General features: G+C 54.4%; 19 protein-coding genes. 4 read left to right on the forward strand and 15 right to left on the reverse strand.

Annotated features, from left to right (window positions below; translation table 11 throughout):
- Window positions 1-9: 9 nt before the first annotated feature.
- From CWR53_RS12315 to CWR53_RS12325, 3 genes are all read right to left on the reverse strand, one after another.
- A complete protein-coding gene (locus CWR53_RS12315) occupies window positions 10-630 on the reverse strand; it encodes a LysE family translocator (protein WP_100852632.1) in 621 nt (206 codons plus the stop codon).
- Between the two features lie 82 nt (window positions 631-712).
- Window positions 713-3112 carry a membrane-bound PQQ-dependent dehydrogenase, glucose/quinate/shikimate family gene (locus tag CWR53_RS12320; RefSeq protein WP_375335465.1) on the reverse strand — a complete coding sequence of 800 codons (2400 nt, stop codon included), beginning with the start codon at window positions 3110-3112 and terminating at the stop codon, window positions 713-715.
- A gap of 200 nt (window positions 3113-3312) precedes the next feature.
- A complete protein-coding gene (locus CWR53_RS12325) occupies window positions 3313-3972 on the reverse strand; it encodes a TetR/AcrR family transcriptional regulator (RefSeq protein ID WP_100852633.1) in 660 nt (219 codons plus the stop codon).
- 173 nt (window positions 3973-4145) lie between these two features.
- On the opposite strand from CWR53_RS12325, the gene CWR53_RS12330 reads away from it, so the two are divergent.
- The 3 genes from CWR53_RS12330 to CWR53_RS12340 are packed head-to-tail and all read left to right on the forward strand — an operon-like array spanning window position 4146 to window position 9389.
- The gene (locus tag CWR53_RS12330; RefSeq protein ID WP_100851667.1) at window positions 4146-6272 is read left to right on the forward strand and encodes a hydantoinase/oxoprolinase family protein; all 2127 of its coding nucleotides are present in this window, start codon (window positions 4146-4148) and stop codon (window positions 6270-6272) included.
- Window positions 6269-7990, forward strand: coding sequence for a hydantoinase B/oxoprolinase family protein (locus CWR53_RS12335; protein WP_100851668.1), 1722 nt, complete (start codon window positions 6269-6271; stop codon window positions 7988-7990). Before CWR53_RS12330 ends, CWR53_RS12335 begins: the two co-directional genes overlap by 4 nt.
- A gap of 52 nt (window positions 7991-8042) precedes the next feature.
- Window positions 8043-9389 carry an aromatic acid/H+ symport family MFS transporter gene (locus tag CWR53_RS12340; RefSeq protein ID WP_100851669.1) on the forward strand — a complete coding sequence of 449 codons (1347 nt, stop codon included), beginning with the start codon at window positions 8043-8045 and terminating at the stop codon, window positions 9387-9389.
- 81 nt (window positions 9390-9470) lie between these two features.
- On the opposite strand, the gene CWR53_RS12345 is transcribed toward CWR53_RS12340, so the two are convergent.
- The 4 genes from CWR53_RS12345 to CWR53_RS12360 all read right to left on the reverse strand — a co-directional run bounded on the left by CWR53_RS12345 (window position 9471) and on the right by CWR53_RS12360 (window position 16510).
- Window positions 9471-11573, reverse strand: coding sequence for a TonB-dependent receptor (locus tag CWR53_RS12345; protein ID WP_100851670.1), 2103 nt, complete (start codon window positions 11571-11573; stop codon window positions 9471-9473).
- Between the two features lie 244 nt (window positions 11574-11817).
- The gene (locus CWR53_RS12350) at window positions 11818-12072 is read right to left on the reverse strand and encodes a DUF333 domain-containing protein (protein WP_100851671.1); all 255 of its coding nucleotides are present in this window, start codon (window positions 12070-12072) and stop codon (window positions 11818-11820) included.
- A 139-nt stretch (window positions 12073-12211) separates the two neighbouring features.
- Window positions 12212-15346, reverse strand: a complete 3135-nt coding sequence (locus CWR53_RS12355) for an efflux RND transporter permease subunit (protein ID WP_100851672.1) — start codon at window positions 15344-15346, stop codon at window positions 12212-12214.
- A gap of 54 nt (window positions 15347-15400) precedes the next feature.
- Window positions 15401-16510 carry an efflux RND transporter periplasmic adaptor subunit gene (locus tag CWR53_RS12360; RefSeq protein ID WP_100851673.1) on the reverse strand — a complete coding sequence of 370 codons (1110 nt, stop codon included), beginning with the start codon at window positions 16508-16510 and terminating at the stop codon, window positions 15401-15403.
- 339 nt (window positions 16511-16849) lie between these two features.
- Here CWR53_RS12360 and CWR53_RS12365 point away from each other — a divergent pair, with 339 nt between their 5' ends.
- On the forward strand, window positions 16850-17434 hold the full coding sequence (locus CWR53_RS12365) for a hypothetical protein (RefSeq protein WP_100851674.1): 585 nt from the start codon (window positions 16850-16852) through the stop codon (window positions 17432-17434).
- A gap of 504 nt (window positions 17435-17938) precedes the next feature.
- Here CWR53_RS12365 and CWR53_RS12370 read toward each other — a convergent pair.
- The 8 genes from CWR53_RS12370 to CWR53_RS12405 all read right to left on the reverse strand — a co-directional run bounded on the left by CWR53_RS12370 (window position 17939) and on the right by CWR53_RS12405 (window position 25825).
- The gene (locus tag CWR53_RS12370) at window positions 17939-18463 is read right to left on the reverse strand and encodes an acyloxyacyl hydrolase (RefSeq protein WP_100851675.1); all 525 of its coding nucleotides are present in this window, start codon (window positions 18461-18463) and stop codon (window positions 17939-17941) included.
- Window positions 18464-18619: 156 nt separating this feature from the next.
- Complete coding sequence (locus CWR53_RS12375) at window positions 18620-19030, reverse strand: hypothetical protein (protein ID WP_100851676.1); 411 nt, start codon at window positions 19028-19030, stop codon at window positions 18620-18622.
- An 84-nt stretch (window positions 19031-19114) separates the two neighbouring features.
- Window positions 19115-20332: a cell wall metabolism sensor histidine kinase WalK gene (locus CWR53_RS12380; protein ID WP_100851677.1), complete on the reverse strand. Its 1218-nt coding sequence runs from the start codon at window positions 20330-20332 to the stop codon at window positions 19115-19117.
- Window positions 20333-20340: 8 nt separating this feature from the next.
- Window positions 20341-21030 carry a response regulator gene (locus CWR53_RS12385; RefSeq protein WP_100851678.1) on the reverse strand — a complete coding sequence of 230 codons (690 nt, stop codon included), beginning with the start codon at window positions 21028-21030 and terminating at the stop codon, window positions 20341-20343.
- A 126-nt stretch (window positions 21031-21156) separates the two neighbouring features.
- Window positions 21157-22551 carry a hypothetical protein gene (locus tag CWR53_RS12390; RefSeq protein WP_138031819.1) on the reverse strand — a complete coding sequence of 465 codons (1395 nt, stop codon included), beginning with the start codon at window positions 22549-22551 and terminating at the stop codon, window positions 21157-21159.
- 71 nt (window positions 22552-22622) lie between these two features.
- Window positions 22623-23537 carry a helix-turn-helix domain-containing protein gene (locus CWR53_RS12395; RefSeq protein WP_100851680.1) on the reverse strand — a complete coding sequence of 305 codons (915 nt, stop codon included), beginning with the start codon at window positions 23535-23537 and terminating at the stop codon, window positions 22623-22625.
- 77 nt (window positions 23538-23614) lie between these two features.
- Window positions 23615-24370 (reverse strand): TorF family putative porin, encoded by a 756-nt coding sequence (locus tag CWR53_RS12400; RefSeq protein ID WP_181405423.1) that lies wholly within the window; start codon window positions 24368-24370, stop codon window positions 23615-23617.
- 141 nt (window positions 24371-24511) lie between these two features.
- Window positions 24512-25825 (reverse strand): hypothetical protein, encoded by a 1314-nt coding sequence (locus CWR53_RS12405; RefSeq protein WP_181405424.1) that lies wholly within the window; start codon window positions 25823-25825, stop codon window positions 24512-24514.
- Between the last annotated feature and the right edge of the window lie 6 nt (window positions 25826-25831).

The following is a 25831-nucleotide window of genomic DNA, read 5'->3' on the forward strand; positions in this document are numbered from 1 at the left end:
CCTGCCAATTCAGCTACGGCTGAAAGCCAACTTGGCAGCGAATGCCATGAAGATGATTCCGGTTGTGCGATCCATCCAGCTGATCACAGCATCACGGCGTAGCACCTTGCCAAACGACTGTGTCGCTATGATCAACACCAGAGACCACGCAAGGCCAAGCAGGACGTGAATCCCTACCAACCCGAAGGTCCACTCAACCAGACGCTCTCCGTGAGGAATGAACTGCGGAAGAAACGATACGTAAAAGATGCCTACCTTCGGATTGAGTGCATTGCCCAATAGCCCCTTCACGAACCAATTGGACGCCGACTCGTTCTGTAGTGCGTCACCCGCCAAGGAACGGCGCGGGCGCAACAGCATGCCCAACCCCAGATACAGGAGATAGGCTGCACCGCCAAATTTCAGCACGCTGTAGGCAAACTCCGAAACTGCCAGCAGCGCCCCCAGTCCGAAGGCCACTGCCGCCCCCCACAGCATGCAACCGGCATTGATCCCCACCGCGGCGCGCATGGCCTGCGCCCGCCCCTCAACCGTTGCGGTTCTGAGTACCAGCGCCGTATCCAGGCCCGGCGTTAGCGTCAGCACCGTCGCAGCTAAAGTGAAGGCAATCACGTTATCCATGTAAGGCATGTACATCCACTCTATGTTGTGACAGAAAAACGGCCCAGGTCATAGTTTATGAGCTGGGCCGTATACAGCTTGTAGAGTCAGCTTATGGCAGCGTATACGCAATCACACTGTCACTGCGCGTATCGGAGTGCGGCGAACCGCCTGCGAAAATCACCACGTACTGTTTACCGGTCTTCTCAGAACGGTAAGTGATTGGGCCACTCTGGCTACCCGCTGGTAGACGAGATTTCCACACCTCTTCACCTGTACGGCTGTCGAAGGCTCGCAGGTAAAAGTCCTGGGTACCGGCGAAGAACAGCAAGCCGGACTTGGTTGCCAACGACGGGCCTAGAGTTGGCATGCCCAGAGGCAGTTTCAAACCGGTAGCGATGTTGAGCGGGCCGGTATCCTGAACCGTGCCGACCGGCACTTGCCAGACCAGCTTCTTGGTCTTCAGGTTGATCGCCGACAGCGTACCGAAAGGCGGTGCCTGGCACGGCACACCCAGCGGCGACATGAAGCGCTCGCGCCAGGTCCCGAACGGCGTGCCCTTCTGCACGATGATGCCCATACCTTCACTGCTGCCAGTGCCCGGCGGGATGTCCTTGGCCGGTACCATGTTGTAGTGCAGGCCCAAACGCAGGTCGTTGACGAACATCAGGTGAGTGGTCGGGTCGACCGAGGCACCGCCCCAGTTCATGCCACCCAGGGATCCTGGGTACTGGATCGCCCAGTCCTCACCCGGTGGGGTGAACACGCCATCGTAGCGGCTGGACTTGAAGATGATCCGGCACATCAGTTGGTCGAACGGCGTGGCACCCCACATGTCCGACTCTTTGAGCACTTCGTTGCCGATGTTCGGCATGCCTACGGAGTACGGCTGGGTTGGCGAATAACGCTCGCCTGGCAGATTGCCCTGAGGTACCGGACGCTCTTCGATATCAGCCAGCGGTTTGCCGTTGGTGCGATCCAGCAGGTAGATCATGCCGGTTTTCGAAGTAACCGATACCGCCTTGGAAACCGAGCCGTCATCGTTGGGGATGTCGTAGATCAGCGGCTGGCCGGTGACGTCGAAGTCCCAGATATCGTGGTGCACGGTCTGGAACGACCACACAGGGCGGCCGGTGGCGACGTTGACGGCAACAATGGAAGATCCGTACTTGTCGTCAGCTTCGGTGCGGAAGCCCGCCCAGAAGTCAGGGGTGGCGTTACCGGTCGGCAGATATACCATGCCCAACTCAGCGTCATAAGACGCGGCCACCCACACGTTAGGGGTACCGCGGGTGTAGCCTTCTGGCGACAACGGCTCGCGTGTCACCTCAGGGTTGCCCGGATCCCAAGCCCACACCAGCGTACCGGTAACGGCGTCGAAGGCGCGAACCACCCCTGGCGGCTCACCGGTTTCGAAGTTGTCGATCACTCGACCGCCGACGATAACCAGGTTACCCGCCAATAGCGGAGTCGAGGATTGCTGGTAGTAGCCTGGCTTGACTTCTCCCATGCCGGCCTTGAGATCAACGGCGCCATTGTCGCCAAAGTTGGCCACCGGCTTGCCGGTGTGCGCATCGATGGCCATCAGGCGACCGTCACCGGTCGGGAAGATCAGGCGTTGCGGGCTCACCGAGGCGTCCAGCGTTGCATCAGCGGCCACGCCTGGCACGTCAGCCACTTTCTTGGCCGTAGTGGCATCGAAATAGGCCATGCCGCGGCAGCGCTGATAGGTGGAGTTACCTTTGCCCGCCGCGAATCGCCAGTTTTCCTTACCGGTGTCGATGTCGTAGGAAATCACCGTGCTGTAGGTGGTGCAGACATACAGGCTGTCACCGATTTGCAGCGGTGTGTTCTGGTCCTCAGCATCGCCCAGACCAGGTACGACAGCCTCACCTGTGTGAGCTGTCCAGGCAACCTTCAGGTCCTTGACGTTTGCCGGAGTGATATCGGCTACACGCGAGAAGCGGGAACCATGGGTATCACCGGCCCATGCTTTCCAATCACCTGGTTCTTTGTTGCCTTTCTCGACAGGCACATCATTCGCGGCGGCAACCGACTCAGCGTCACGGATGACATTCTTGGGCTCAAATGCGCTGACGGCAGTGATTACCACCCCTACCGACGCCGCAGCGCCCAGGGCCACGCCTGTAATACGCGCTTTGCGCGACCGAGTGAACAGCGGTACGGAGAATGCTACCGCGGCACCAATCATTGCGAATGCCAGCACGCGAGAGAGCAGCGGCCAGAACTGCAAGCCAACGTCCCACAGCGCCCAGACGACGGTATAGAGCACCGCAACCGCGATGAGCAGCACACCCAGCGAGCGGCGACGGACGATGAGCCCACCGGCTGCAACCAGCATCAGGCCAGTGATCAGGAAGTACCAACTTCCTCCCAACCAGGCCAACCACCCGCCGCCACCGATGAAATAGAGGCCCGCCAACAAAATTATCGTGCCGAGAGTCGCGAGCCATACGCGCCCCAAGCGACCCGGAGTTACATCATTTACCACTTTTACATCCTTCCTAGACTGCTAAAGGTCAAATTGTCGCATGCGTACAGCTCAGCACACAAATTGGAAGACTGGATTGCGCACACATATTTCGATTTATTTCGTTTACGTCAGCCCCGGAGAGCGGGCTACGGGGATGCGCATCACGACTAGAGTCGTGATGTGCGCGCAATTCACCATTTAATTGGACTAAGAAGCAGTCAGGCTCGTGGGCCCAGATCGCAGAGATAGCTCATAATCACATCCGACGTATGCTTCAAGCGAGATGCCTTGCGCTCGGGCGAATCCAGATCGACGCCCAGGACATAGGACAGCGTGTAGCGATTGGTGATGAAATATGCACCAAGACCCGAGATTGAAACGTATAGATCAACCCATTCCGCATCTTGGCGAAAGACACCTTGCTCCTTGCCCTGCTCCAAGATTTCCGAGAGCGCCGCCCGCAGGGGGTTGAACATCTGAGAAATCACCGTCGATTTTCGGATGTGAGCGGCCTTGTGCAGATTCTCCGTCGACAGCAGCAGGTGAAAATCAGGCTGATCAATGAAGTGCTGTACCGTTTTCTGCACCAATTCACGCATGTCGCGTACCGGGTCGCCTGACAACGACAGCTCATTTTGCCTACCCCGCATGGCACCGTAGGCCCGCTCCATCACCTCGATGAACAAGCCCTCCTTGCTGTCGAAGTAGTGATAAATCAGATTTTTGCTGATTTTGCAGGTCAGCACGATTGCCTCGATGCTCGCCCCGTCGTACCCCCGCTCCGCAAACTCCCGGGTAGCCACCTTCAAGATATTTTCTTTCGTTAGAGCGGCATTGCGAGTTCGCGGCTTAGCAACCGTCTGAGCGTCATCTTTCATGCTGCGGCAATCCTCTGTGTAGCCATTCCTGGCGAGTGTATCAGCGGCTCCGCCGCGAAACATTCTTCCTTGCACACCCATTTGACACGGGCCCGATTTGATTCTAGCTTACCACTTACTAACTGAACGTCCAGTTAGTTAGCATCGATGATCAACAAGCCAGTGGAGCGATCATGAGCACTGCATCAACAACAAAAATCAGCAGGGGCGTACGGGTAGGATGCGACATCGGAGGCACGTTCACAGACGTCGTGCTTGCGATGCCAGATGGCCGCCTGTTCGTCAACAAAACCTCGACAACTCCCGAAAACCTCGGCGAAGCCATCGTGCAAGGTTTGAGCACCCTGCTACAGCAAGCAGGTGTCGAGCCAGGCGATATCACCGAAATCGTGCACGGCACGACCACTGCCTCCAACACCATCCTGCAAAAAGTCGGTGCGAAGACTGGCGTCCTGACCACCGCAGGCTTCCGAGATGTGCTCGAAATTGGTCGCATCCGCACTCCCACCATGTTTGACCTTTCCTGGAGCAAACCTGAACCCCTGGCTACTCGCCGCTGGAGGCGGGGTATCCAGGAGCGCATGAGCGCGACTGGCGACGTCGTAACTCCCCTGGATGAAGACCAGCTGCTTCGTGAAGCAAAGTCGTTGATCGACGAAGGCGTGACCGCGATTGCGATCGCGTTCATCAATAGCTACATCAACCCAGCCCACGAACGCCGTGCCAAGCAGCTTCTCCAGCATCATTTCCCGCAGGTACTGGTCAGCGCGTCGTTCGAGGTACTGCCGGAAATCAAGGAGTACGAGCGCACCAGTACGACGGTGGTGAACGCTTACATCCTTCCGGCAATGCGCACCTACCTGGCTCGCCTGCGGCAGGACCTCGAAGCGATGGGTGTTCGCGCCTCGTTGCAGGTAATGGCCTCCAACGGCGGCATGATGGGCATTGCATCCGCAAGTGAAAAACCGGTATTTGCCGTAGCCTCCGGCCCTGCGGGTGGCGTAACTGGCGCAGCGCGAATCGGTGCGCTGGCAGGCGACAGCAACCAGATCATCTTCGACATGGGCGGTACTACCGCAAAGGCGGCCCTCGTTGTCGATGGTCAGCCTTCGCTGACCAACGAGTATGAATTCCGCGACGGTATCAGTGCTCCCAGCCGCTTCGTTAAAGGTGGCGGTTATGTGCTCAAGGTCCCTGCGATCGACATCGCCGAGGTCGGCGCGGGTGGCGGTTCGATCGCCTGGATTGATGACGGCGGGTTGCTCTGCGTTGGTCCTGAATCCGCGGGCGCCTATCCAGGTCCGGCCTGCTATAACAAGGGCAACGATCAGCCGACGGTCACCGACGCAAACATGGTGCTGGGCTATCTCAACCCAACCGCTCTGGCGGGCGGTAGCCTGCCGGTGTTCCCAGAACGCTCGGCCAAAGCCATCGAACAATACATCGGCCAACCACTGCAACTCGACCTGCTCAAGGCTGCCCATGGCATCCGCCATCTGGCAAACGTGAACATGGCCCGCGCGATCCGTGCCGTGACTGTCGAGCGAGGCCTGGATCCCCGTGAAATGTCGATGATGGCATTCGGCGGCGGCGGCCCTCTTCACGCAGTTGCCGTGGCTCGCTTGCTGGGTATCCGCCGCGTCGTAGCGCCAATCATGGCAGGAGTGTTCTGCTCTGCCGGCATGCTCACAGCTGACGCTGAGCACAACTTCGTGAAAGCCATCCTCCGTCCGTTCGCACAATGCGACTTGAGTACGTTGTCGACTGAGGCGATTGCCCTCGGCGACCAAGGCTTCACCGTACTCGCGAGTGAAGGCTACGCAGCTGACGCCGCTCAAGTTGTCTACTCGGCAGACGTCCGTTACCTGGGACAAAGCTCTGAACTGACAGTCCCGCTGAGCAGTGCCCAGATCGATCAGCAAACACTCGACCAGCTGGGCAAAGATTTCAACGCCCAGTATCTGCAAACGTTCGGATATGCGAGCGACGAACCGCTGGAGCTGGTGAACCTGCGCGTCAGCGCACGGGGCCGCAGTGCTCACCGACTGGAGTTTGCAGATTGCAAAGTCGACTCAACTGCGTTGCAAGGGTCCAAAGGTGAGCGCCTGGTCAGCTTCGATCCTGACGCTCCGCTGCAATCCACCCCAGTGGTGCCGAGAGCGAGCATCGGTTTGGAGCCGGTACAGGGTCCTCTGATCATCGAGTCTTACGACACTACCATCGTTGTGCCGCCAGGCTGTAGCGCCCATGCAGACAGCATCGGGAATATCACCATCAACATCCAGGAGATCCGCGCATGAGCCAGGCCATCGATCCAATCACCTTTGCTGTTGTAAAGAACGCCATGGACTCGATCGTCGATGAAGTGGCCTACACCGTGCTGCGCACAGCTCGCTCGGAAATCGTCAAGGACGTCATGGATTACTCGGCGGCCATCTGTGACCGCCATGGGCAGATGATCGCTCAGGCCAAAACCATCGCACTCCACCTGGGTGCCATTCCCGAGGCAATGGCGCAGGTTAAACTTCGCTATGGCGATAGCCTGCAACCTGGGGATGCAGTGATCGTCAACGACCCGTACCAGGGCGGCATGCACCTGCCAGATATCTTCATGTTTGCGCCTTTCTTCTATAAAGGCGAGATCGAAGGCTACAGCGTGGTTATCTGTCACCACACCGACGTCGGCGGACGCGTTCCGGGGTCCAACGCCAGCGACTCTACCGAGATCTACCAGGAAGGTCTGCGCATTCCGGTGGTGAAGCTGTACGAAGCCGGAAAGATCAACGACATCATGGAGCGCATCATCGCGCAAAACGTCCGCGTGCCTGACCGAGTGCTGGGCGACCTCCGTGCTCAATACGCCGCTTGCCAAGTAGGCAGTCGCGAACTGACGCGCCTGCTCGATCGCTACGGCCGTGACGACAGTCGCCGCTACTTCGCTGAACTGCTCGACTACGCCGAGCGCCTGACGCGAGAAGAAATCCGTAATTGGCCAAAAGGCACCTTCGTCTTCGAGGACTTCATCGATGACGATGGTCTGTCGGAAGATCCGATTCCCGTGCGTGTGGCAGTCACCGTCCATGAGGACCGGGTCAGCGTGGATTACACCGGCAGTTCTGCGCAGGTGCGCGCCGCGATCAACTCGACGCTGTCCTACACCAAATCCTGTACTTACCTGAGTGTACGCTGCGCGCTCAAAGGTGACGTACCGAACAACGAAGGACTGTTCCGCTGCGTCGATGTGCATGTGCCGGAAGGAACCGTTCTGAATCCACTGGAACCTGCCGCGGTGGCTGCTCGCGCACTCACTGGCTATCGGGTGTTCGACGCCATGCTGGGCGCGTTGGCGCAAGTTGTCCCCGATCGCATTCCCGCAGCTGGTGAAGGCGGCAATACCGTCGTGTGCCTGTCCGGCAAGAAAGACAATGGCGAAGGCTACATCATCGTCGACATGGTCTGCGGTGCCTGGGGCGCGCGACCACATGCCGATGGTGTGGAAGCAATCACCAACGCTTCGCAAAACCTCTCGAACACCCCGGTCGAAACTCTGGAAGCACAGCATCCAGTGCGCGTTGAAGCCTATGAGCTGGTGGCCGACAGTTTTGGCGCCGGTCGTTACCGCGGCGGCCTGGGTGTGTTACGAAGCTACCGCGTGCTGGCTGACGACGTCCTGCTGCAACTGCGCGCCGACCGTATGAAATTCCGACCATACGGCCTGCAAGGTGGCCTACCTGCAAGCCCGGCGATCAATGCATTGCAACACGGCAGCGAGACTCGGTTCCTGCCGAGCAAGGTGGGTATCACCATTGCCCGGAACGACGTGGTCTCACACACCCAACCTGGTGGCGGCGGTTTCGGTAACCCTCTCGATCGACCGCTGGAGGACATCGAGCAGGATGTCTGGAACCACAAGATGACCGCGGCCTTTGCGCGGGAAAACTATCGGGCAGTCGTGGACCCCGATTCAGGCCGAGCCGATAAGATCGCCACCGCCGAGTTACGTGCCATGGCCAAATAGCAGTGGGGCGAAAGCCCCACTTCCCGTTTACAAGCCGTACGAGTACAACAAGATGAATAATAACGTGCTAGACGTGCATACCTTCCTGGACAACCGTCCAATTGGAAGGCAACAGAAAACCGTGATCATTCTCGGCCTTCTGATTCTGATGCTGGATGGTTTCGACACCATGATGATGGGCTTCATCGCCCCTGCTCTGCTTCAAGACTGGGGCATAAGCCGGGGTGACCTGGGGCCCTTGATGATGAGTGGTATTGTTGGCCTATCTATAGGTTCACTCCTCGCCGGCCCCTTGGCTGATCGATTCGGCCGGCGCTGGGTCATCATCGCAGCTGTATGTGCGGTGGGCGTATTTTGCCTTACCTGTGCGTTCATGAACGGCCTCCACACCCTCACCGCGGCACGCTTCCTCACCGGTGTTGGGCTAGGCGCGACAATGCCAAACATCACCACGCTGCTGGCTGAGTGCGCTCCACTGCGCCGGCGCTCACTCCTGGTGACATCCGCGTGGTGCGGATTCGGTATGGGTGGGGCTCTGTGTGGCCTGGTCAGCGAACATCTGATACAGCTGTACAGCTGGCGTGCCGTGTTCGTAACTGGAGGCGTACTGCCCCTACTGCTCGTTTTGGCACTCATCATCTGGCTTCCAGAGTCACTTCGATTCCGTCTACAACGCCAACAATCTCATGAGCGCTTAGTAGCGGCAGCCAACGAACTGATGCCAGGTAGCGCCAGTAGTTCGACAAAGTTCTTAAACAGTGAACAGGTAGTCACCGAGGAAACGATCCGTGGTCCGGTAGCTTTGTTGAACCGGGACTATCGACTTGGTACTTTGACTATCTGGCTCGCGATGTTCATGGGTTTCTTCCATCTCTACTTCCTCAGCAATTGGCTTCCGCTCACGGCGAGCGCTGCGGGCATGTCTTACTCGCAGGCAGTGACACTGGGAATTATTCTGCAAGTCGGCGGTGCTATCGGCAACTTCACGGTTGGCCTGAAAATGGATCGGTTTCAGCCAGACCGAATCGTCAGCATCATGTTTGCTGGCTGCGCAGCGTTTACCTTGCTGATCGCTCTCTTCAGTAGCTCTTTTGCGTTGGTAGGCACACTGGTTTTCTGCTTGGGCTACGTTCTAATGTCCGCAAACGCAGGCTGCTTTGCGCTGGGCGCGGCTCACTACCCAACACCTATACGGGCGACAGGTGTCAGCTGGGTCTTTGGCATTGGTCGGGTGGGGGCGATTTTAGGGGCGGGCTCCGGGGCGATTATCACGACCTGGGGCTTGACCATCAGCGACATCTTTATACTCCTGGCGATCCCTGTAATGATTGCGGCAACGGCTATCTACTTTAAAATGCGTGTTTTTACTAAAACACTATCGCCAGCAGCAGACCAGTGACACAGACCGGGTCGCTCGGTCCTGTCACCAGTCAAAGGAAGCCGGTTGTTTCAACCGGCTTCCTCTTTCTTGTTAGCAACTCTAGAAGAAATACCTGACCGAAGCGCCCAGTGTGGTGGATGGCTGGGGCACGATAACCAATCCACTGTTAGTACCGTAGGCGACCTCCGAGCCATACCGGTGTGGCTGGAAGGTGCCATAAACGCTGAACTGATAATCGCTGTAGTCGTAGCTTGCTCGCAGGTCATACCGCGTGTACGGAGGCATCTCATGCTTTTCGGATCCGGTGTAATAGGGGATTCCGTCAAGGTGATACACGTCAGCATTCAGCGTGAGCTGGCCGCCCATGAAGCCGTCGCGATATTGAATGCCGGCTTTATAGGTGTGCTCTGGAACCACCAGCGAAGCACCGGTACCTGCAGGTGGGTTGTTGATGACAGCGTCGATGATGCGACCATAGCTCAGGTAAGTACTGATGGTGGATGACGCTTGGAAATTGAAGCTAGTTTCTGCCCCTCTCCGCGTCGTGTCGCCTACCTGCTCATATATTCCAGGAGAGGTCTGCACCGTCTCGCTGTCGTTTTCGATGTAGTAGAACTCAGTGGTGTTGGAGAGCCGATCCGTTGGGCGGAAAGTGAAACCGACATCATAAGATTTGACCTTGCTTGGTCGCACATTGCTGTTGATCTGGCCACCCGTATCGCCGAGCGGCAGAGCACTGCCGCTGCCGGAACTGATGTATTCGGCAGCCGGGGATCGGAATCCTTCGGCGAAATTGGTGAACAGCTCGAGCTGCTCAACGGGCGTCCAAACCAGGCCCAATTTTGGAGTGGTCACCGAGCTGTGATACCCAGTGTCGGCATCTCGGAACTTCAAATTATCGATGTCGTAATCGAACCGATCGTAGCGGATACCGGCCAACAGCTTCAGCGACTCGAACGGTTTGTACTGACCCTGGGCGAAAGCGCCATAGGTGATCAGATCCATATCGAAGTCGTAGTAGAAATTCGAAGTGGGTTCGAAATTGCGATATTGCTGACGGTAGGCATCCCCCACGTCGCGCCGGATATCAGCGCCTACCATCAAGGAGGCCGTGTCACCGTGGACGAAGTTATAGGCAAGACGCCCACCGTAGATGTCTCGATCATCCTTGCCATAGTTGTGGGTATTCGTACCGTTGGAGATGGCTCTCACCCGCTTGAAGTTTTCATAATAGGCAGTGTAGTAAAGTCCAGCCTCATCATAGGCAGGGGCACGGTTGATGACGTAGGTGTTGCGATTGGCATCACCGAAGCCATAAAGATTATCGGTGTCACGCCTACTGATAGTTCCAGCCCTGAGCGCAGGAAGGCTCAGGTATCCATCGTTCTTGAAATCGGATTCATAGTGGCTGAAACGAGCCGAATACTTGGCATCGTCGAAGACCTTGGAAACCTTCCAAAAATAGTTATCACGGTTGGTTTCGGCAGCCTTGCGATAGCCATTCGTTTTGTACACATCGGCTACAAAAAGCGACTCAAAACCCTCATGCTCGCCACCTAGCACCAAGTTGGCGCGACGACCGTCGTAGCTTGCGATATCAAGGCCGACGCTGGAAGCTACATCGCCTCCATCCAGGGTCTCAATGTTCACGGATCCCGCGCGGTTCTGATCACCATAAAGGGCTGAGACAGGGCCCTTAATGACGTCGACCCGCTTAATCATTTGCGGGGTAAGCCACTCTAGAAAGACTGGCCCATGTCCAGCACCACCCTGGCTAGAAGGCACGTTCTGTGGTACGCCATCGACGTATACAGCTACGTCGGCGCCATGAGTACCGTTGGTGGCGAATCCACGCATACGAAAACCGTTGCCAGTATCTCCCTGATCGATATTGTTCGCGACTACGCCCGGTACCCGACGATAGATGTTGGAGATGTCGCGGTCTACGTTCAGAGTACGAAGCTCTTCATCAGTGATCGTGGTGACCGAGGCAGGAAGACTTTCCGGATCGTTGCTGACCTTGGCCCGAGACAGGGGTTGAATTCGGCTATCCGACGTTCCATTTCCTACCACCTCGATTGCTTTCAACTCGGTGACTCCCCCCTCTACTTCTGCAGCCGAAGCCCAATCGGAACCGCACCCAAGCGTTAATGCTGCACCTGTGAACACCCAAATCCTGCCGCCAATCAATGAACAACGCATCAATGCTCCTTAAGTGTTATGTTATATCGTTCGACAGCTAACCATACAGGAGACCGCGCGTATCGTCATTCAAGACCTGCAGCTCAGACAGAGGAAGCCCGTCGCTGACGGCAGAGAGGCCATCCGCGCTTGTCGCTGGGACGCAACAGAAATGTTTTCACATCGAGCTCGGTGCAAGGTTTCTTCACGAACCAGTTCCGCCTAAAAAGGCGGAACGTAGGTCGATCCGTGGTTTGTCCTGAGATTAATTAGAGTTCATCCTGTAGTACTCCCATTCATCCATGATCTTTCCGTTTTGCAGAGTACAGATCCCGATTTCGTTACCATCTGCATCCTTCTCGGTGGAGGGCTGTCCACCCTGCTTGGCGCAGAACACACTGGCAGGGTTCGCCATTCCGATATTTTCCTCATCGTTTACGCCGCCAGGGTGAGTGGTCGAGCAACCCGCCAGCACAGTCCCAATTAACGCCGAGCTAGCCAACACCGTTTTCATTTTCATGCGTTCACTCCATTAGGATTGGACATCAACTTTCAATTCCGAACTGATCAACACTTGCGCTCTGCTGCCGTAGCGCGCTCCTCCGTTGAGTAGGACGGCCCACAAAATTTTTCGCAGGCCGTGAGAGACGTCAGAGCTATTAGCTGTGTGCAATCGCACTGACATCTCTGGAAGCTCTAGTCTTGTATCGAACTTTCGATAGCACCCACACGAAGCACACAGGAACGAAGATCACGCCGAGCAATGTCGCGGAGAGCATTCCTCCGAGCACGCCTGTGCCGATCGCCCTCTGGCTTGCCGCCCCTGCGCCACTGGCAATTACCAGAGGAATGATGCCCAGAATGAAAGCCATGGAGGTCATCACGATGGGGCGAAGTCGCAAGCGCGCTGCTTCCAAAGCTGCGGTCTTAAGATCGCGCCCTTCCTCCAATAGCTCTTTAGCGAACTCCACAATCAGGATGGCGTTCTTGGCGGTGAGACCGATGATGGTGATAAGGCCTACCTTGAAGTAAACGTCATTCGGCATCTGGGCGACGATCAGCGATAAGACAGCACCGAGCACGCCGATAGGTACGATGAGCATCACAGAGAACGGGATCGACCAACTCTCATAAAGCGCAACCAGCAGCAGGAACACCACCACCAGTGACATTCCGAACAGTCCCGCCGCTTGACCACCGGCGAGCTTTTCTTGATAGGACAAACCCGTCCACTCGTACCCGATACCCGCTGGTAGCTGGCTGGCCAGTTGCTCCATGGTGGCCATCGCCTCTCCCGAACTCACACCGGGAGCTGCGTCTCCCGAGATCCGAATGGACGGGTAGCCGTTGTAGCGGGCGATTTGAACCGCGCCCATCTCCCACCGCGTGGTCACCAGAGAGCTCAGCGGAACGAGCTCGGCTTTGTCATTGAAGACGAAGAGTTTCATCAAGCCTTCAGGCGTTGCCCGAGCACTCTTAGAAGCCTGGATGATCACACGCTGTTGGCGACCGTCGTTTGAAAAGTCGTTGACCTCAGAAGAGCCGAACGCGACAGATAGTGATTGAGCAATCGTGTCAAAGGACACGCCCATTGCCTGAGCTTTCTCGCGATCAATCATGACTCTAAGCTGCGGAGCCTCGGCCAGGCCCTCCATTACGGCATAGGCGACCTTTCCGCTCTCGCCTGCCTTCTGAATCAATTCATCTCTAGCATCCAGAAGCGCTTTTCGCCCGAGGCCAGCTCTATCCTCCAATCGCAGAGAGAATCCACCGGACGTACCCAGGCCATCAATTGCCGGCGGCGGTACTGCCAAGACAGTCCCATCACTGACCCCGGAGAAATACTCATTCACAGCATCGCTGACGGCATCGGATGATTGCTGCTCATTTCGCTCCGACCAGTCGGTAAGCAATGGAAACGCAACTGCCGCGTTCTCACCCATACCTGAGAAGCTAAACCCTGTGATGAAGAAGGTGGAGGCGACTTCCGGGCGAGCTTTGAGGAAGTGCTCCAGGCGTTGGCCAGTTAAATCCGTGCGGCTTTGTGTTGCACCAGGTGGCAGCTGGACATCGACAATGATGTAGCCCTGGTCTTCATCTGGCACAAAGGCCTCAGGCAGTTGCATGTACAAATAGCCAAGCAAGCCAAACAGCCCGAGGTAAATCAGCATGAATCGCCCGGTGCGGAGCAGCACTGCATTGTTGAGCACATCGTATCGCTCCGTGAGCCTCCCAACAGCTCGGTTGAACGCGCCAAAGAACCCTTTCTTCTGATGGTGTCCTACTGGAATCGGCTTGAGGATGGTCGCGCACAGAGCTGGTGTGAAGGTGAGCGCGAGCACACCAGAGAACAAGATCGAGACGGCAAGCGAGAGTGAAAACTGCTGGTAAATCACCCCCACCGACCCCGACATGAACGCCAAGGGAAGGAACACGGCAGCCAATACCAGCGTGATGCCGACAATCGCGCCGCTGACCTGCTTCATGGCTTTGCTCGTAGCTTCACCAGGGGATAGTCCCTCGGTAGCCATAATGCGCTCAACGTTCTCCACCACTACGATCGCATCGTCAACCAAGATTCCGATCGCCAGAACGAGGCCGAACATGGTCATCATATTGACCGAGAAGCCAAGTAGGTACATCACCGCCAGCGTACCAAGTAGGCACACTGGAACCACGATCGCAGGGATCAGCGTGTAACGAATGTTCTGCAGGAACAGGAACATCACCAGGAACACCAGCACCATCGCTTCGAACAAAGTGTGGATCACCTTATCGATAGCGACGTCGACAAACCGCGAGGTGTCGTAAGGCACCGCATAAGTGACATCTGCCGGGAAATCAGCTGACAGTTCAGCCAGTCGCTGTTTTATCGCGGAAGCTGTTTGGAGAGCGTTAGCGCCAGGCGCTAGCTGAATAGCTGCCGCGACAGAAGGCTTGCCATTGAGACGGGAAGCGAAGGTGTAGCTCTCACTCCCGATTTCAAGGCGCGCTACATCCGCTAACCTCACGGTGGAACCGTCAGCTTTGGCTTTCAGGATGATCCGACCGAATTCCTCAGGTGACTCCAGCATGCCTTTGACAGCCAACGTCGCAGTGAGCTCTTGAGAGGACTCACCTAGCGAGCTGCCGAAGCTGCCGGCAGGTACCTGAATGTTTTGAGAACGGATAGCGTTGCTAACGGTATCCACAGAGAGCCCATAACCAACGAGTTTTTGCGGATCAACCCACACTCGCATGGCTGCTTCAGATGCGAAGAACTGAAGCTTACCGACCCCTGGAACACGCTGGATTTCGTTATTGATGTGCCGCGCTGCATAATCACCCAATGCCGCAGTATCGCCATTGTGGCTATCGTCTTTGTAGCTCAAGGCATACATCAGCAAGTAACCGGCGCTTGCTTGTTCGACCTGAAGCCCTTGTGAAAGGACGGCCTGCGGTAGACGAGCTTCCGCCTTTTTCAGCCGATTCTGGACATCCATCTGGGCCAAGGCAGGGTCAGTACCTGGTTCGAAGGTAACAACGATTTCCGCGCTGCCAGTAGAGTTACTGGTTGAGTCAAAATAGAGCACACCCTTGGCGCCATTGAGCTCCTGCTCGATCACGCTGGTCACCGAATCAACCATCACCTTTGCAGATGCACCTGGGTACGTCGCGTTGATGGAGATCTGTGGAGGCGCAACATTCGGATACTGCGCAATGGGCAGCTTGTGCATGACAAGCAGCCCCGCCAGAGAGATGAAGAGCGCCACGACCCAAGCAAAATTGGGGCGTCGAATAAAAAACTCAGACATGAAAAACCCTCACGCTGCTGACGCTAACGTCGGCAACGCTTGCTGTAACAACGATTAGCGACGCTTAACAAGAGTCCCTGGTGAGAGATCGGCGGGGCCGCCAACTACTATGAGGTCACCCGAAGAAAGGCCGCTGAGGATTTGCCAGCGCCCGTCCTGCATCACCCCTGTTTTGACGGCGCGATTTTCAATCTTGTCTTCGGCATTGATCAGCGAAAGCGTGGCATCTCCGCCATCCGAGAACTTGATAGCTCTCTGTGGGACGAAGATTGCATTCTTGTCTACGCCTTGCTGGACAGTGACTCTGACGTACATCCCGGGGAGCAGTAACGCATCAGCATTCGCAAACTCACCTCTCATGCTCACCTGCCCCGTCCCCGGATCGACTGCGATATCCCGGAACTGCAGCGTGCCTTTGCGCACGAGATCAGTGTTTTCGAATTGGATTGAGAGATCTGCTCCAGCCTGTTCAGTGAATTCGCCTTTGCTCGCGGCGATACGGAATGCCATCGCATCGCTGACCGACTGAGTGAAATCGACATACACAGGATCAAGCTGCTGGATCCGTGCCATCAACGTTGCCTCCCCTTGGCCAACCAGAGCGCCTTCAGTCACTAGGCCGCGACCAATTCGTCCAGAAATCGGCGCTCTGACAGAGGCGTATTCCAGATTGAGTTTCGCTGTTTCCACATCGGCTTGAGCCGTAGCCACCCCGGCTCGAGCACTGCCCAGCGCAGCTTTAGCGCTGTCAAATTCTTGGGGGCTGATAGCCGCGAAAGAGACCAGTTGCTCGTATCTTTTAGCCTTTCCACTAGCCTCGGTCAGCATGGCCTGAGCCTTGATCAGATCGCCCTTAGCTCGGGAAAGGGACGCCTTGAGGGGAGCCGGATCGATTTGGAAGAGCAGATCTCCTGCTTTGACATCGGCACCTTCACGGAAGAGCTGAGACACCACGATACCGGAAACCCGGGCACGCACTTCAGCAACACGAACGGGCTCGATACGCCCAGGCAGTTCGGACGTTACCTCAAATGGTTCGCTGACAACTCGTACTGCGTCTACCTCTGGGGTGGAGGTTACTTCAGGCGATTCAACGGCATCATTGCAGCCGCTGATCAACGTAATAGCGAATAGCAGAGAAACCATCTTAAATGACCGGGACATCTGATCTGTTCCTGTTGCAAATGGGTATGCTGTGACATTTTAGGTCGCGCCATCAGCTAACAAAGCCGAAACGGAGAGTGAGTCGATATCAATCAATTGATCACCCTAATATACAGCGACCTTATCGCAGGCCACCGCGGCAAGAAAGGAATAAAATATTTTTCTATTACTTAACAGTTTCTCAACAATTGCTTAACGAAGGCCCAACAATCCTAGTGGACAATGCCAGATCAAAATGAAAACAACCGAGACAACAGCGAAGAGCGCCCGTGGATAACGGAGCCATCTAACGTTGCATTGCCATTATCGGAGCCTGGGTTCAAAGACCGAGCAAAAAACATGACCATCACGCGAACGAAAGCCCTAACAATAGCGGTGATAATGATTGCCTTGGCTTCTATTGTGGTCGTATTACCCGCTAGCCAGCAGTGGCTATTTGTCAGCCGCCCCTTGATGAAAGTGACTGCACAGACGGCGATACTCCTGACATCCTATACCGCATTAATCGCAACCATAGTTTACGTCGCTTGCGATATCAGAAATGACAGAATAAATTCCAAAGCGCCTGAACCGGACAGACTTTTCAACCCTAAAAACATGAGATCGGATCTGCAAATCGATTACATGGAAGTAAAACTAAAAATACTGCAAGAGCAATATTACGAACTGGTTGATATACTGAAGCGACAAATAGCAACTTCCAAATCCGCCTCTCTCCAGCATCCGAAAATCAACGACTCGAGCGCTGCACTCAATCATCAATTGAGTGCTGAACTAGACCTCCAGCTGAACGCAGTTCAGCATTCCCTGGAGGATGTTAATTTCTATTTTGGGATGATCGCTTACTCAAGGCTGAGCCCTCCCAAGCGTGCACACGTGCTAAAAGAGCAGTACAAGAGTAAAAGCACCCAGCCGCTGGATTAAGCAGCGACACCGAATATTTGGTAGACTGGCATTCCAGCCGAGAGAGACTCTCAATGCCAGTTCTATATAGGTGATAGACAATCGTTAACGCCAGTGCTGGGCAGCAAGGTCAAGTCAGCGATTTCTAGTGACGATTACGGAACTGCTTAAGAAGCTTGAGGTTGAGTTTTTTGTGATCAGCAAGCGGCGGGTCACACAAGATCACTGTATCTCTACTGCTGAAGCCCGCCGGATTTATCCCTAGAGGATATTCGGAGCTATCTTCATCCGCCTGGTTTGATCGAGCAATCACCTCATAGTTTTTTGTACCACAGATTTGCTCTGCTCGATCATAACAATGGGCCCATGAAGATGTTAAACCTGAGCAGCTGATATATATGAAGTGCTTACCATGCCAGGTTTTATCCGCCATAACTGTTGAGCAGCCGGACAAGATGATTACAAATGCTGATAAGCACGCGAGCTGTCTTGTAGGGCCCATTATTCAACACTCTCCGCTACAGATCAAAAGTCGTGGCTATAAAACAAAGAGTAAGACTCGATACCATTATTTGGCTCTTTGATACCAGCATTCGAATAGTGGATAGCTCGAATCCCGACCTTATCATTGTTGGCAAACTTCACACCCGCGCCGATTCGATCTTCAAAATGGAAAGCAGATCCCATTTTTTGATCACCGACTTTCGTACCCGAAAATAGGGAAACGCCGATACCAGCCTCAATAAAAGGTGTGATGCTCGATTGGGTTTTGAATTCGTATACAAAAACGGGAGCGAAAGACAATGTGGTGCGCGCACCAGCACGTTTACCTGCTTCCCATTGCGTTACACCTGCGTCCCAGTAGCCGGTTAACCGCCCGGTGTCGCTCTCCCACCAGCTTTTGTCCCAATCAAACCCGAGGGCGATACGGCCGGTCATGCCACCTTGCTTCGTTGCGCCAATGGCACCGCTGATGTTCTGTGCGTTTGCACAAGCAGCCGCAGTTGCAAGTAAGACAGCTGCCGCTAGCTGGAATTTGACTTTGTTCATGCGATTCTCAGAATAATAATACAGGAAAAACAACTGCGAATGTGATGGAAAATTGTCAAGATTCCGTTAATGTCTTGACAAGATTCGATCAAGTTTCGCTCTTAAGCTGCAAAAAATGGATAGCACGCCTGAAGCCCTGCATCACCGACTTTCTAATCAGATGATGCAGTCACTTATATCTTCATGTGCGAAAATTTCGCCCCGAGCACCTTTTAGAACCACACTCGGCACACCGTCCCAGTAGCTTTCCACCACCGCATATACTTGCTCACTTTGGAAGCGATGATGCTTCAACGTTCTGCTGCAGCCACGCCCTTTGGGAAGTTCTTTCGCACCGCTAATGTTGACCTTAATTTCGTGAGCGCCTGGCTGTATATCGTACACTCCAGACGCCCCCACATATGTATCATCGATAGCCTCTACGACAAGAACACGCTTAGTTAATGAATCATAAACCTTTAAGTGCGCGGGCTTGATTTCAGGCTCACTAAACGGACTGGCGCACGCACTTACCAATGCGGCAAGCGTCACGACTGAATAGGCTTTGAAATTGAAGAAACTACGCATTGCTACCTCTTTATTGACATCGCGCACGGCCACCCGCACGCGTCACATACCGAAGCAGCTTAAAATTTTCAGGCCAAGGTAGCGTTAATGAAGTGTCAAGATTTGATTAACATCACTACAAGTTATGCGAGTTTCCTTGCGCAGGGAGGGCAATGTGATCGTGAATTTCATTCCACCACCCTCATGATGACGCGCCTCTATGCGTCCTTCGTGGGCATGACAGATCGCTTGGGCAATGGAAAGGCCTAAGCCACTCCCACCAGAGCGCCGGGTGCGAGAGCTTTCTTGCCTCCAAAACCGCTGGAACACCCTGTCGATTTCCTCGCTTGTGAGGCCTGGACCCTGATCCTGAAACGTTACAAACACATCTGAAGCTGTGTAACCGCTGATGATCTCTAAATCCCCGCCGGCTGTAGCATACCTAAGGTAATTATCCATGAGGATATTTATTACCTGCCCCAACCGGTTACGATCCCCCTCTACAGGCAAATCAGTAGCCGGTGAAAAATGAACGTTCCGGCCAACATCATCAAGGTGAGGCTTGAACCACTTAATCCGCTCCCACACCAAGGATGGCAAATCAAAACTTTCTTTACTTAGATGAAGCTGACCTGCTTGTGCGAGGGAGAGTAAATGCAAATCATTGACCAGCAGGTTAATATTCTCCAACTGATGCAGCACCAGCCCCAGCTGCTCCTGATTGGTAGGAAACACTTCGTCAAGCATCCCTCTAACTCTCCCCATTGCTGCGTTCAACGGGGTTCTAAGCTCATGCGCAACAACAGCGCTGGACTCTCTCACTTCTTGTTCGTACTGCCGAAGTCGATGCGTCATGCTATTAAAGTCTTTACATAATCTATTTAGTTCTAGAGGAATATTTTCAACAGTTTCGAGCTCAACATCCAAGTTGCCTTGCGCCACCTTCCTAGCCGCTTTCGCGACTTCGACAAATTTTCTGGACATTGGTCTCAACAACAAAAATCCTGCCGTAAATATAACGGGCATTGAAATTATCAAGAGGATGCATATCGTCCACCAATCGGATCCTGTTATACCAGGCAGCACATCATCCACTGAGTAATACTTGGACAGGTAGTACCAAAGCTCTTTCTGATGATTTAGCGGATCCTCCAAAAGCAATTCAATTTTTGATTTAGCAGGCTCGGGAATGCGGGACAGTGTTTCCATATCCCACCAAAGGAACCTTACCCACATAAAAAACGAGATAAGAGTCACTGCGCACGCGGCAATGAGCCCCATACGCCAACCTACCCACTGCCACAAACGAATACTCTTTCTCATGTCGACCTCTAGTGAAACCGATATCCGATCGAGCGGACGGTTACAAGAACCTCATTGATCCCGTGCGCCTCCAGCTTCCGGCGCACGTTGTGAATATGGGTGTCCACGACACGAGCGAGCGCTTCACTGTCCGGCAGGCAGCGTGCTAGCAGTTCCTCTCGTGTAAACGCCTTCTGCGGGGCGCTCAAGAGCACCGAGAGCAGATTAAATTCAGTCGGGGTTAGGTCAACCATCGCATCTTCATGAGCATCTCGAGAGACACCAACCGTACGACTATCCAGATCCAACCACAGCGCGTCGTGGCGCAGTCGGTTGTCCGGAGTAGTGTTTTTTTGTGCCCTCCGAAGGACAGCCTGCACCCTGGCAACAACCTCCTTAGGGTTGTAGGGCTTGACCACATAGTCATCAGCGCCATAGCGCAAGGCTCCAAGCTTCTCAGGCTCATCTCCGATCGCTGTGACCATGATCACGGGGGTGTCGCCTCGACGGCGAATGGTATTGAGCACGTCCGAACCGCTCATCATAGGGAGCATCATGTCCAGAAGGACGAGATCCGGCTTGAGTCGTTGATGAAGATCCACCCCCTTCAACCCGTCCTCTGCGATCACCACATCAAAGAAGTCGCGTTTGAGATAAGCCTCAAGAATGCTTGCACCGTCGGCGTCGTCCTCGACGATTAAAATCAGTTTGTTCGTCATAGAGGTCTCTCAATGGGAATGACGGAAGTATGTCCTGCAGACAAGCCACTAGCATATGACAGCACCCCGCAGAGACGAAAACGTATGAACCTCATCGCTGCTTTTTGACCCGATCCGCTGGGCGTATCAGCCCCTTTGATGATTTCGGAATACCTCTACCGATGACTTCGCGCCATTCATTGCATCGTAGATCGATAGGAGATTGAGCTTGATCAGGAGCCGGGTATTGACCATTGCTCTTTCCGTCTGCAAAGCGAGACTCTGTGCCTTAAGCACATCTAGCTGATTGCCCTCCCCCTTCAGCAAAAGCTCCCTGCGAGTAGCCAACTGCTCCCGCGCCAAATCGTCAATGGGAGACTGACTGTGCAAGCGCGCGATCAGCTCATTACGCTGTCTGAACCCGCCCGCAACCTCCTGATAGGCGATACTTTCAAAGCGTTTGAATTCGGAGGCGAAAGGACGCTCTACGGGTAGCGGCATCGTTGCCGTCTGCCCAAGTCGAGAAACGAAAGGAGAGATATCTGCCGACAGGTATTCGAAGGGTGAGGTATTTTCGGCCACTTCAACTTGGGTTGGCACATCCTGCGCGCTCGCTGCTCCGCTACCAGAGCCCAGGAGCTGGAGGTCGAATCGAGCATAGATGCGAGAGACTGGCACATTGCCCGGCCAGTCGGCAGTCGTCGGCGCAACAACAACGCTGCGTCGAGAGTCTTTAAGTACCGGGGCATGCCTGCAACCCGTTTCTAGCTGTAATGCCTGGCTCGACGACCGCAAATTTGCCACCGACTCACGTAGCAGTCGAGCCGCGGTCGACGTAGCTTCGACTACACGTTTGAGCTCGGCATCGTGCTTGCGCTCTCCAGACATCAAAGCGGCAATGAGTTTTCGCTGGTTGAACTGAAGCGAGATTGAGTCAGTGTCGATGGAGAGGAGCTCGCGTGCGGCTTCGGCCTTCACAAATCGGCGCGCCACCGCGCTGATCACAGCACTCCGGTAAGCCCGGGTTCCGATCTCACTCTCCAGGTATGCCTCACGTGCCGCTGGAGACAAAGACTCCAGGAGCGCGACAAATCCTCCAGCCGCAGATTCTTCTGAATGACTGACAGGCGCCGGCCCCTCTGGTAGGCGCCCAGTCAAATACATTTGTCTGACGTGTTTGAGCGTGTTTTCACTGAAACTAGGGTGGGCGGAGAGCGGCGCGGAGTCGTCTCCTGGAGCAGCGCTGATGTGGTGCGACAGAGAGCTAGGAGATAGGCGGCTCCCCAGGGCATGCACGACGAGCCCACGTAACTGTTCGGAGGTATCCAGCCCGGTAATCAGCATTTTCTCCTCATCGGAAAGCCGGATGCTCAACAGACGCTCGAACCGGCCCTTATCGTCAGAAAGGGCATGTGTCTCCTGATAACCTGACGATAATGCTGAACACCCGGAGAGGATCATGGCGATGCTGAGTAGCGCTAGAGGAGCTTGAAAGGCACTGCGAAGTCGAGGAAAAGTGCACCGCATTGTAGAACCGGCCATGGAAGTGATCCGGGGACCGTACAGCAGCTACGTTGAGATCCACTCAAGAGTTTATCAAGGTTGCGTCAAGCTCATTGAGGGGCCTCACTCGCTGATGCTGAATGCAAGAGGGTTGTGCTGGGATGTTCGCCAAACAGGGAGTAGTAGGATTGAGCGAATCGTCCCAAATGCCAGAATGACCAACGCATCGCTACTTCAGCGACGGTCGTCTCTGCCGCAGTCGAACGCATGAGATCACGCCGGACAGCATTCAACCGGCGTAATCGCAGCCATTGGGTAGGTGACATCCCTGCATACGCTCTAAAGAGCTGTTGGAGGCGGCGCAAACTTACTCCCGCAGCCGAGGCAAGCTCAGGGGCGGAAAAGCTTTCGCAAGGTGAATCCTCCACCAGTTCGATGACACGGCGGATGGCTTTTCTTGACTGCTCTGAGCGTACGACCTCAGATGAGACCCCGTCCATTTCCTGCTCCAGAATAAAAAAGCAGTCCTCGAGGAGCTGTTTTTTGATGCCTAGAGGGAGCCCCGCAGCAGGATTGCGCGCCGCAGAGTGGAGTGTCGTACTCAACCAATGACTGAACAAGCGGCAGTACTTTGATTGCAAAGGTGTCAGGATCAAATCGCCCAGATCAGCTGCAAGTCCATCAAGTATGGAAGCACTGCGCTTGAAAACTACGGCTAGCTCACAGTAATCAGCTGGCGTAACCCAAGTATTGGACGCTTGATCGGTTAAAATATGGAGCGTGCTATCTTTCATATCAAAGCTAAAAACCAATGCATCAACAGGGGTACGGAAGGTCTGCTCAACACGCAGATTCATCTGCTCCTCAAATATCTCAACGTCTTCTAAGGCAACGTGTACCGTACGGCCAGCGAAGCTGCCCGGAGACATCTGGTAATACTCGCCCTGCCAGCCAGGGATTGCCCTAAGCTGCTGATCTAACTCATGATAATTTCTGATATCAATTGAGGCTGCTGTCGAACACATAACGGCACCTAAGGGATTGCTCGCCCCATCGAGCGAGCACGGTAAACCTCCCCACACGCTTTCTGCAGGTCGGGGACTCAGAAGGTTTTGCTTACACCAAAAACTACAGTCGCAGAGCAGATATCGTCGAACCCGGAAGCCGAATAGCATTCGGACTTCGAAAGATTAGTGTCGATGTAGCTCGCAAACAAATTAACACCTAACACTTCCTTGGATAGCTTCACTTCCCAGTCATTGAATGTGCGGCTCGTGTCCCCGCTGCCGGACTCAAAAGCATCAATTTTTAGGTCAGTGTAGCCGTACCGTACTAGAACATTCGTTTCGTAGGGTAAAACGAAGTTGTAGCCAAGCGACCAGTTGACATTGTTTGGCACATGGCCACGCATATCGAAGTCATAGGTAAAGCCAAACTGGAATCCGTACGCACCTATCTCAGCAAAGTACTCATTGAGGTCGCCATACGCATCCTTCTGATATTCGTACCTACCAATATAGGTATCAAAATAAACATCCTCGGAAAACGGGATGGTTATACCGGCGTAGTACAGGTCTTCCCGGCGGGCATTAGTACCGGCATCAAAGCTGCTTGAAAAAATGCCAACATAGGCACCTGATTCGTGTTGGAAAATAGACTCGGCTTGTATAGCCGGATCACCCTTTGTTTGCGAAATGCCAGTGTCGCGGTAATCACTGAGAGCCGTGAGCGTGAGCTCCAGATCAAAACCCTTGCCCAGCTCAATTGCTTGCACACCGGTGGCGACTCCGAGCCCGCAGACGATTGCGAGCGATGTTTGTCCCCAGCCTTTTGTCGACTTTACCAAACCACGTTTCATGCTGTGCTTCCTCTTTTTGTTTTTACACGGCAGTTCTGAAAGGTGCTCAAAGCCCTCGATAGGGACTATTGCCATATCGAAGGCGGTACTCGTCACGCAAGTTTAATTAAAACGCCGGCCGATCCCTGACCGGACAGAACTTCAGAAAGCCAGCATCCTTGCCGGAGTTTGCACGAGGATCTGATCAATTTCCCTCTGATTAAGGCCGTTCTCAGTAAGCAACGGTACGACATAGTTCAGAAGCTTTGAAATTCCGCCACCACCGTACTTTCTAGTTGAATTGCGCATCCACAGGTCGGTACCCAAGACAATTCGATCACCGTAACCCTTCTTGACGTACTGATAGATTGCGGCCAAGGAAATTGGGTCATATGCGGGTACCAATCCTTCATGGGTATCAACCCACGACGAACCAGCCCCGAAAAGGTCGAATGAAAGAATGAAGCCTTGATCCATCGCCCAATATCCAATGTCTAGATCAGGCATAAAAGCCTTCGGATCCTGCAAGAGCGTCTTGTAATCCATAGGCATCAATGCCGTGGAAAAGTGCGCCAGGATCATCCGGCCTTTGGGCATGCCAAAACTATTGGCCATATTGAGGAAGCTTTTCAATACCTCGGTGCCCAGCAAGTAAGCATGCACGGTCACCGGTACTCCACTGTTCCGCGAAATACCAGCGGCTGCTTCAAGACCATGCAAAAGCGGCATGTCTTCTGTCGCCTTGACACCGAACTGCTCGCTCTCTGCCAACAATTTTATGTTGCCGCAACAAATGCCAGTGTCATCGATACCAACATGAATTTCCTTTTCGAAAAACTCTGCAAGCTGGGACACACTCATGTGTTTGTACTTATTAGGCAACAACACATGGGAGTTAATCCCGGTGCTCATGATCACGTTCACGCCAGTTTCTTCAGACATCTGTCGGATGACCTTAGGACTTCCGCGCTCATAGGTGGGGCTACAATCCAGGATGGACTGCCCCCCTAGTGCTGCGAAGTCTCGAAGTTCCCCCATCATCAAATCTTTATCCAGCAGGAACTGGTCTTTGCCGTTGGAATAGAAATGTGTCAGGTAATGACGGTTCTGAAGGGTGATCGGATTGCCCTTTTCCGGAAAGTAGCTTTTCGGTACCTCTTCCGGATCCGAGAACATCGCCATTTCTTTGAGCGTCTCGGCGTCGAACATTTTATGGGCTTCCGCCTCTGACACCACATGATCACGCAGGACGTGTTCATGCATGTCAGTGATGCCGAGGAACTCCGGCGCCATCAACCCCCTAACGGTGCGAACGTTCTTCCCGCCTGCCTTAGCAGCGATAGGCAAAGGGGTGGTCTTTTTCGCAGCGAACGCGCTACCTGCCTGCCCCAGCAGCAAGCTTCCAGCAGCACCAGCCAGCGCGACGGTTCCGGACAAACTTAGGAATTCTCGACGACTTTTCATATTTTTGTTCATCGTCAT

The organism is Pseudomonas sp. SGAir0191 (assembly GCF_002812565.2).
Classification (GTDB): domain Bacteria; phylum Pseudomonadota; class Gammaproteobacteria; order Pseudomonadales; family Pseudomonadaceae; genus Aquipseudomonas; species Aquipseudomonas parafulva_B.

Coding starts and splice junctions, on each gene's coding strand:
- CWR53_RS12315 (WP_100852632.1), bottom strand. CDS start 630: ATGCCTTACATGGATAACGTGATTGCCTTCACTTTAGCTGCGACGGTG.
- CWR53_RS12325 (WP_100852633.1), bottom strand. CDS start 3,972: ATGAAAGATGACGCTCAGACGGTTGCTAAGCCGCGAACTCGCAATGCC.
- CWR53_RS12330 (WP_100851667.1), top strand. CDS start 4,146: ATGAGCACTGCATCAACAACAAAAATCAGCAGGGGCGTACGGGTAGGA.
- CWR53_RS12335 (WP_100851668.1), top strand. CDS start 6,269: ATGAGCCAGGCCATCGATCCAATCACCTTTGCTGTTGTAAAGAACGCC.
- CWR53_RS12340 (WP_100851669.1), top strand. CDS start 8,043: ATGAATAATAACGTGCTAGACGTGCATACCTTCCTGGACAACCGTCCA.
- CWR53_RS12345 (WP_100851670.1), bottom strand. CDS start 11,573: ATGCGTTGTTCATTGATTGGCGGCAGGATTTGGGTGTTCACAGGTGCA.
- CWR53_RS12350 (WP_100851671.1), bottom strand. CDS start 12,072: ATGAAAATGAAAACGGTGTTGGCTAGCTCGGCGTTAATTGGGACTGTG.
- CWR53_RS12355 (WP_100851672.1), bottom strand. CDS start 15,346: ATGTCTGAGTTTTTTATTCGACGCCCCAATTTTGCTTGGGTCGTGGCG.
- CWR53_RS12360 (WP_100851673.1), bottom strand. CDS start 16,510: ATGTCCCGGTCATTTAAGATGGTTTCTCTGCTATTCGCTATTACGTTG.
- CWR53_RS12365 (WP_100851674.1), top strand. CDS start 16,850: ATGACCATCACGCGAACGAAAGCCCTAACAATAGCGGTGATAATGATT.
- CWR53_RS12370 (WP_100851675.1), bottom strand. CDS start 18,463: ATGAACAAAGTCAAATTCCAGCTAGCGGCAGCTGTCTTACTTGCAACT.
- CWR53_RS12375 (WP_100851676.1), bottom strand. CDS start 19,030: ATGCGTAGTTTCTTCAATTTCAAAGCCTATTCAGTCGTGACGCTTGCC.
- CWR53_RS12380 (WP_100851677.1), bottom strand. CDS start 20,332: ATGAGAAAGAGTATTCGTTTGTGGCAGTGGGTAGGTTGGCGTATGGGG.
- CWR53_RS12385 (WP_100851678.1), bottom strand. CDS start 21,030: ATGACGAACAAACTGATTTTAATCGTCGAGGACGACGCCGACGGTGCA.
- CWR53_RS12390 (WP_138031819.1), bottom strand. CDS start 22,551: ATGGCCGGTTCTACAATGCGGTGCACTTTTCCTCGACTTCGCAGTGCC.
- CWR53_RS12395 (WP_100851680.1), bottom strand. CDS start 23,537: ATGTGTTCGACAGCAGCCTCAATTGATATCAGAAATTATCATGAGTTA.
- CWR53_RS12400 (WP_181405423.1), bottom strand. CDS start 24,370: ATGAAACGTGGTTTGGTAAAGTCGACAAAAGGCTGGGGACAAACATCG.
- CWR53_RS12405 (WP_181405424.1), bottom strand. CDS start 25,825: ATGAACAAAAATATGAAAAGTCGTCGAGAATTCCTAAGTTTGTCCGGA.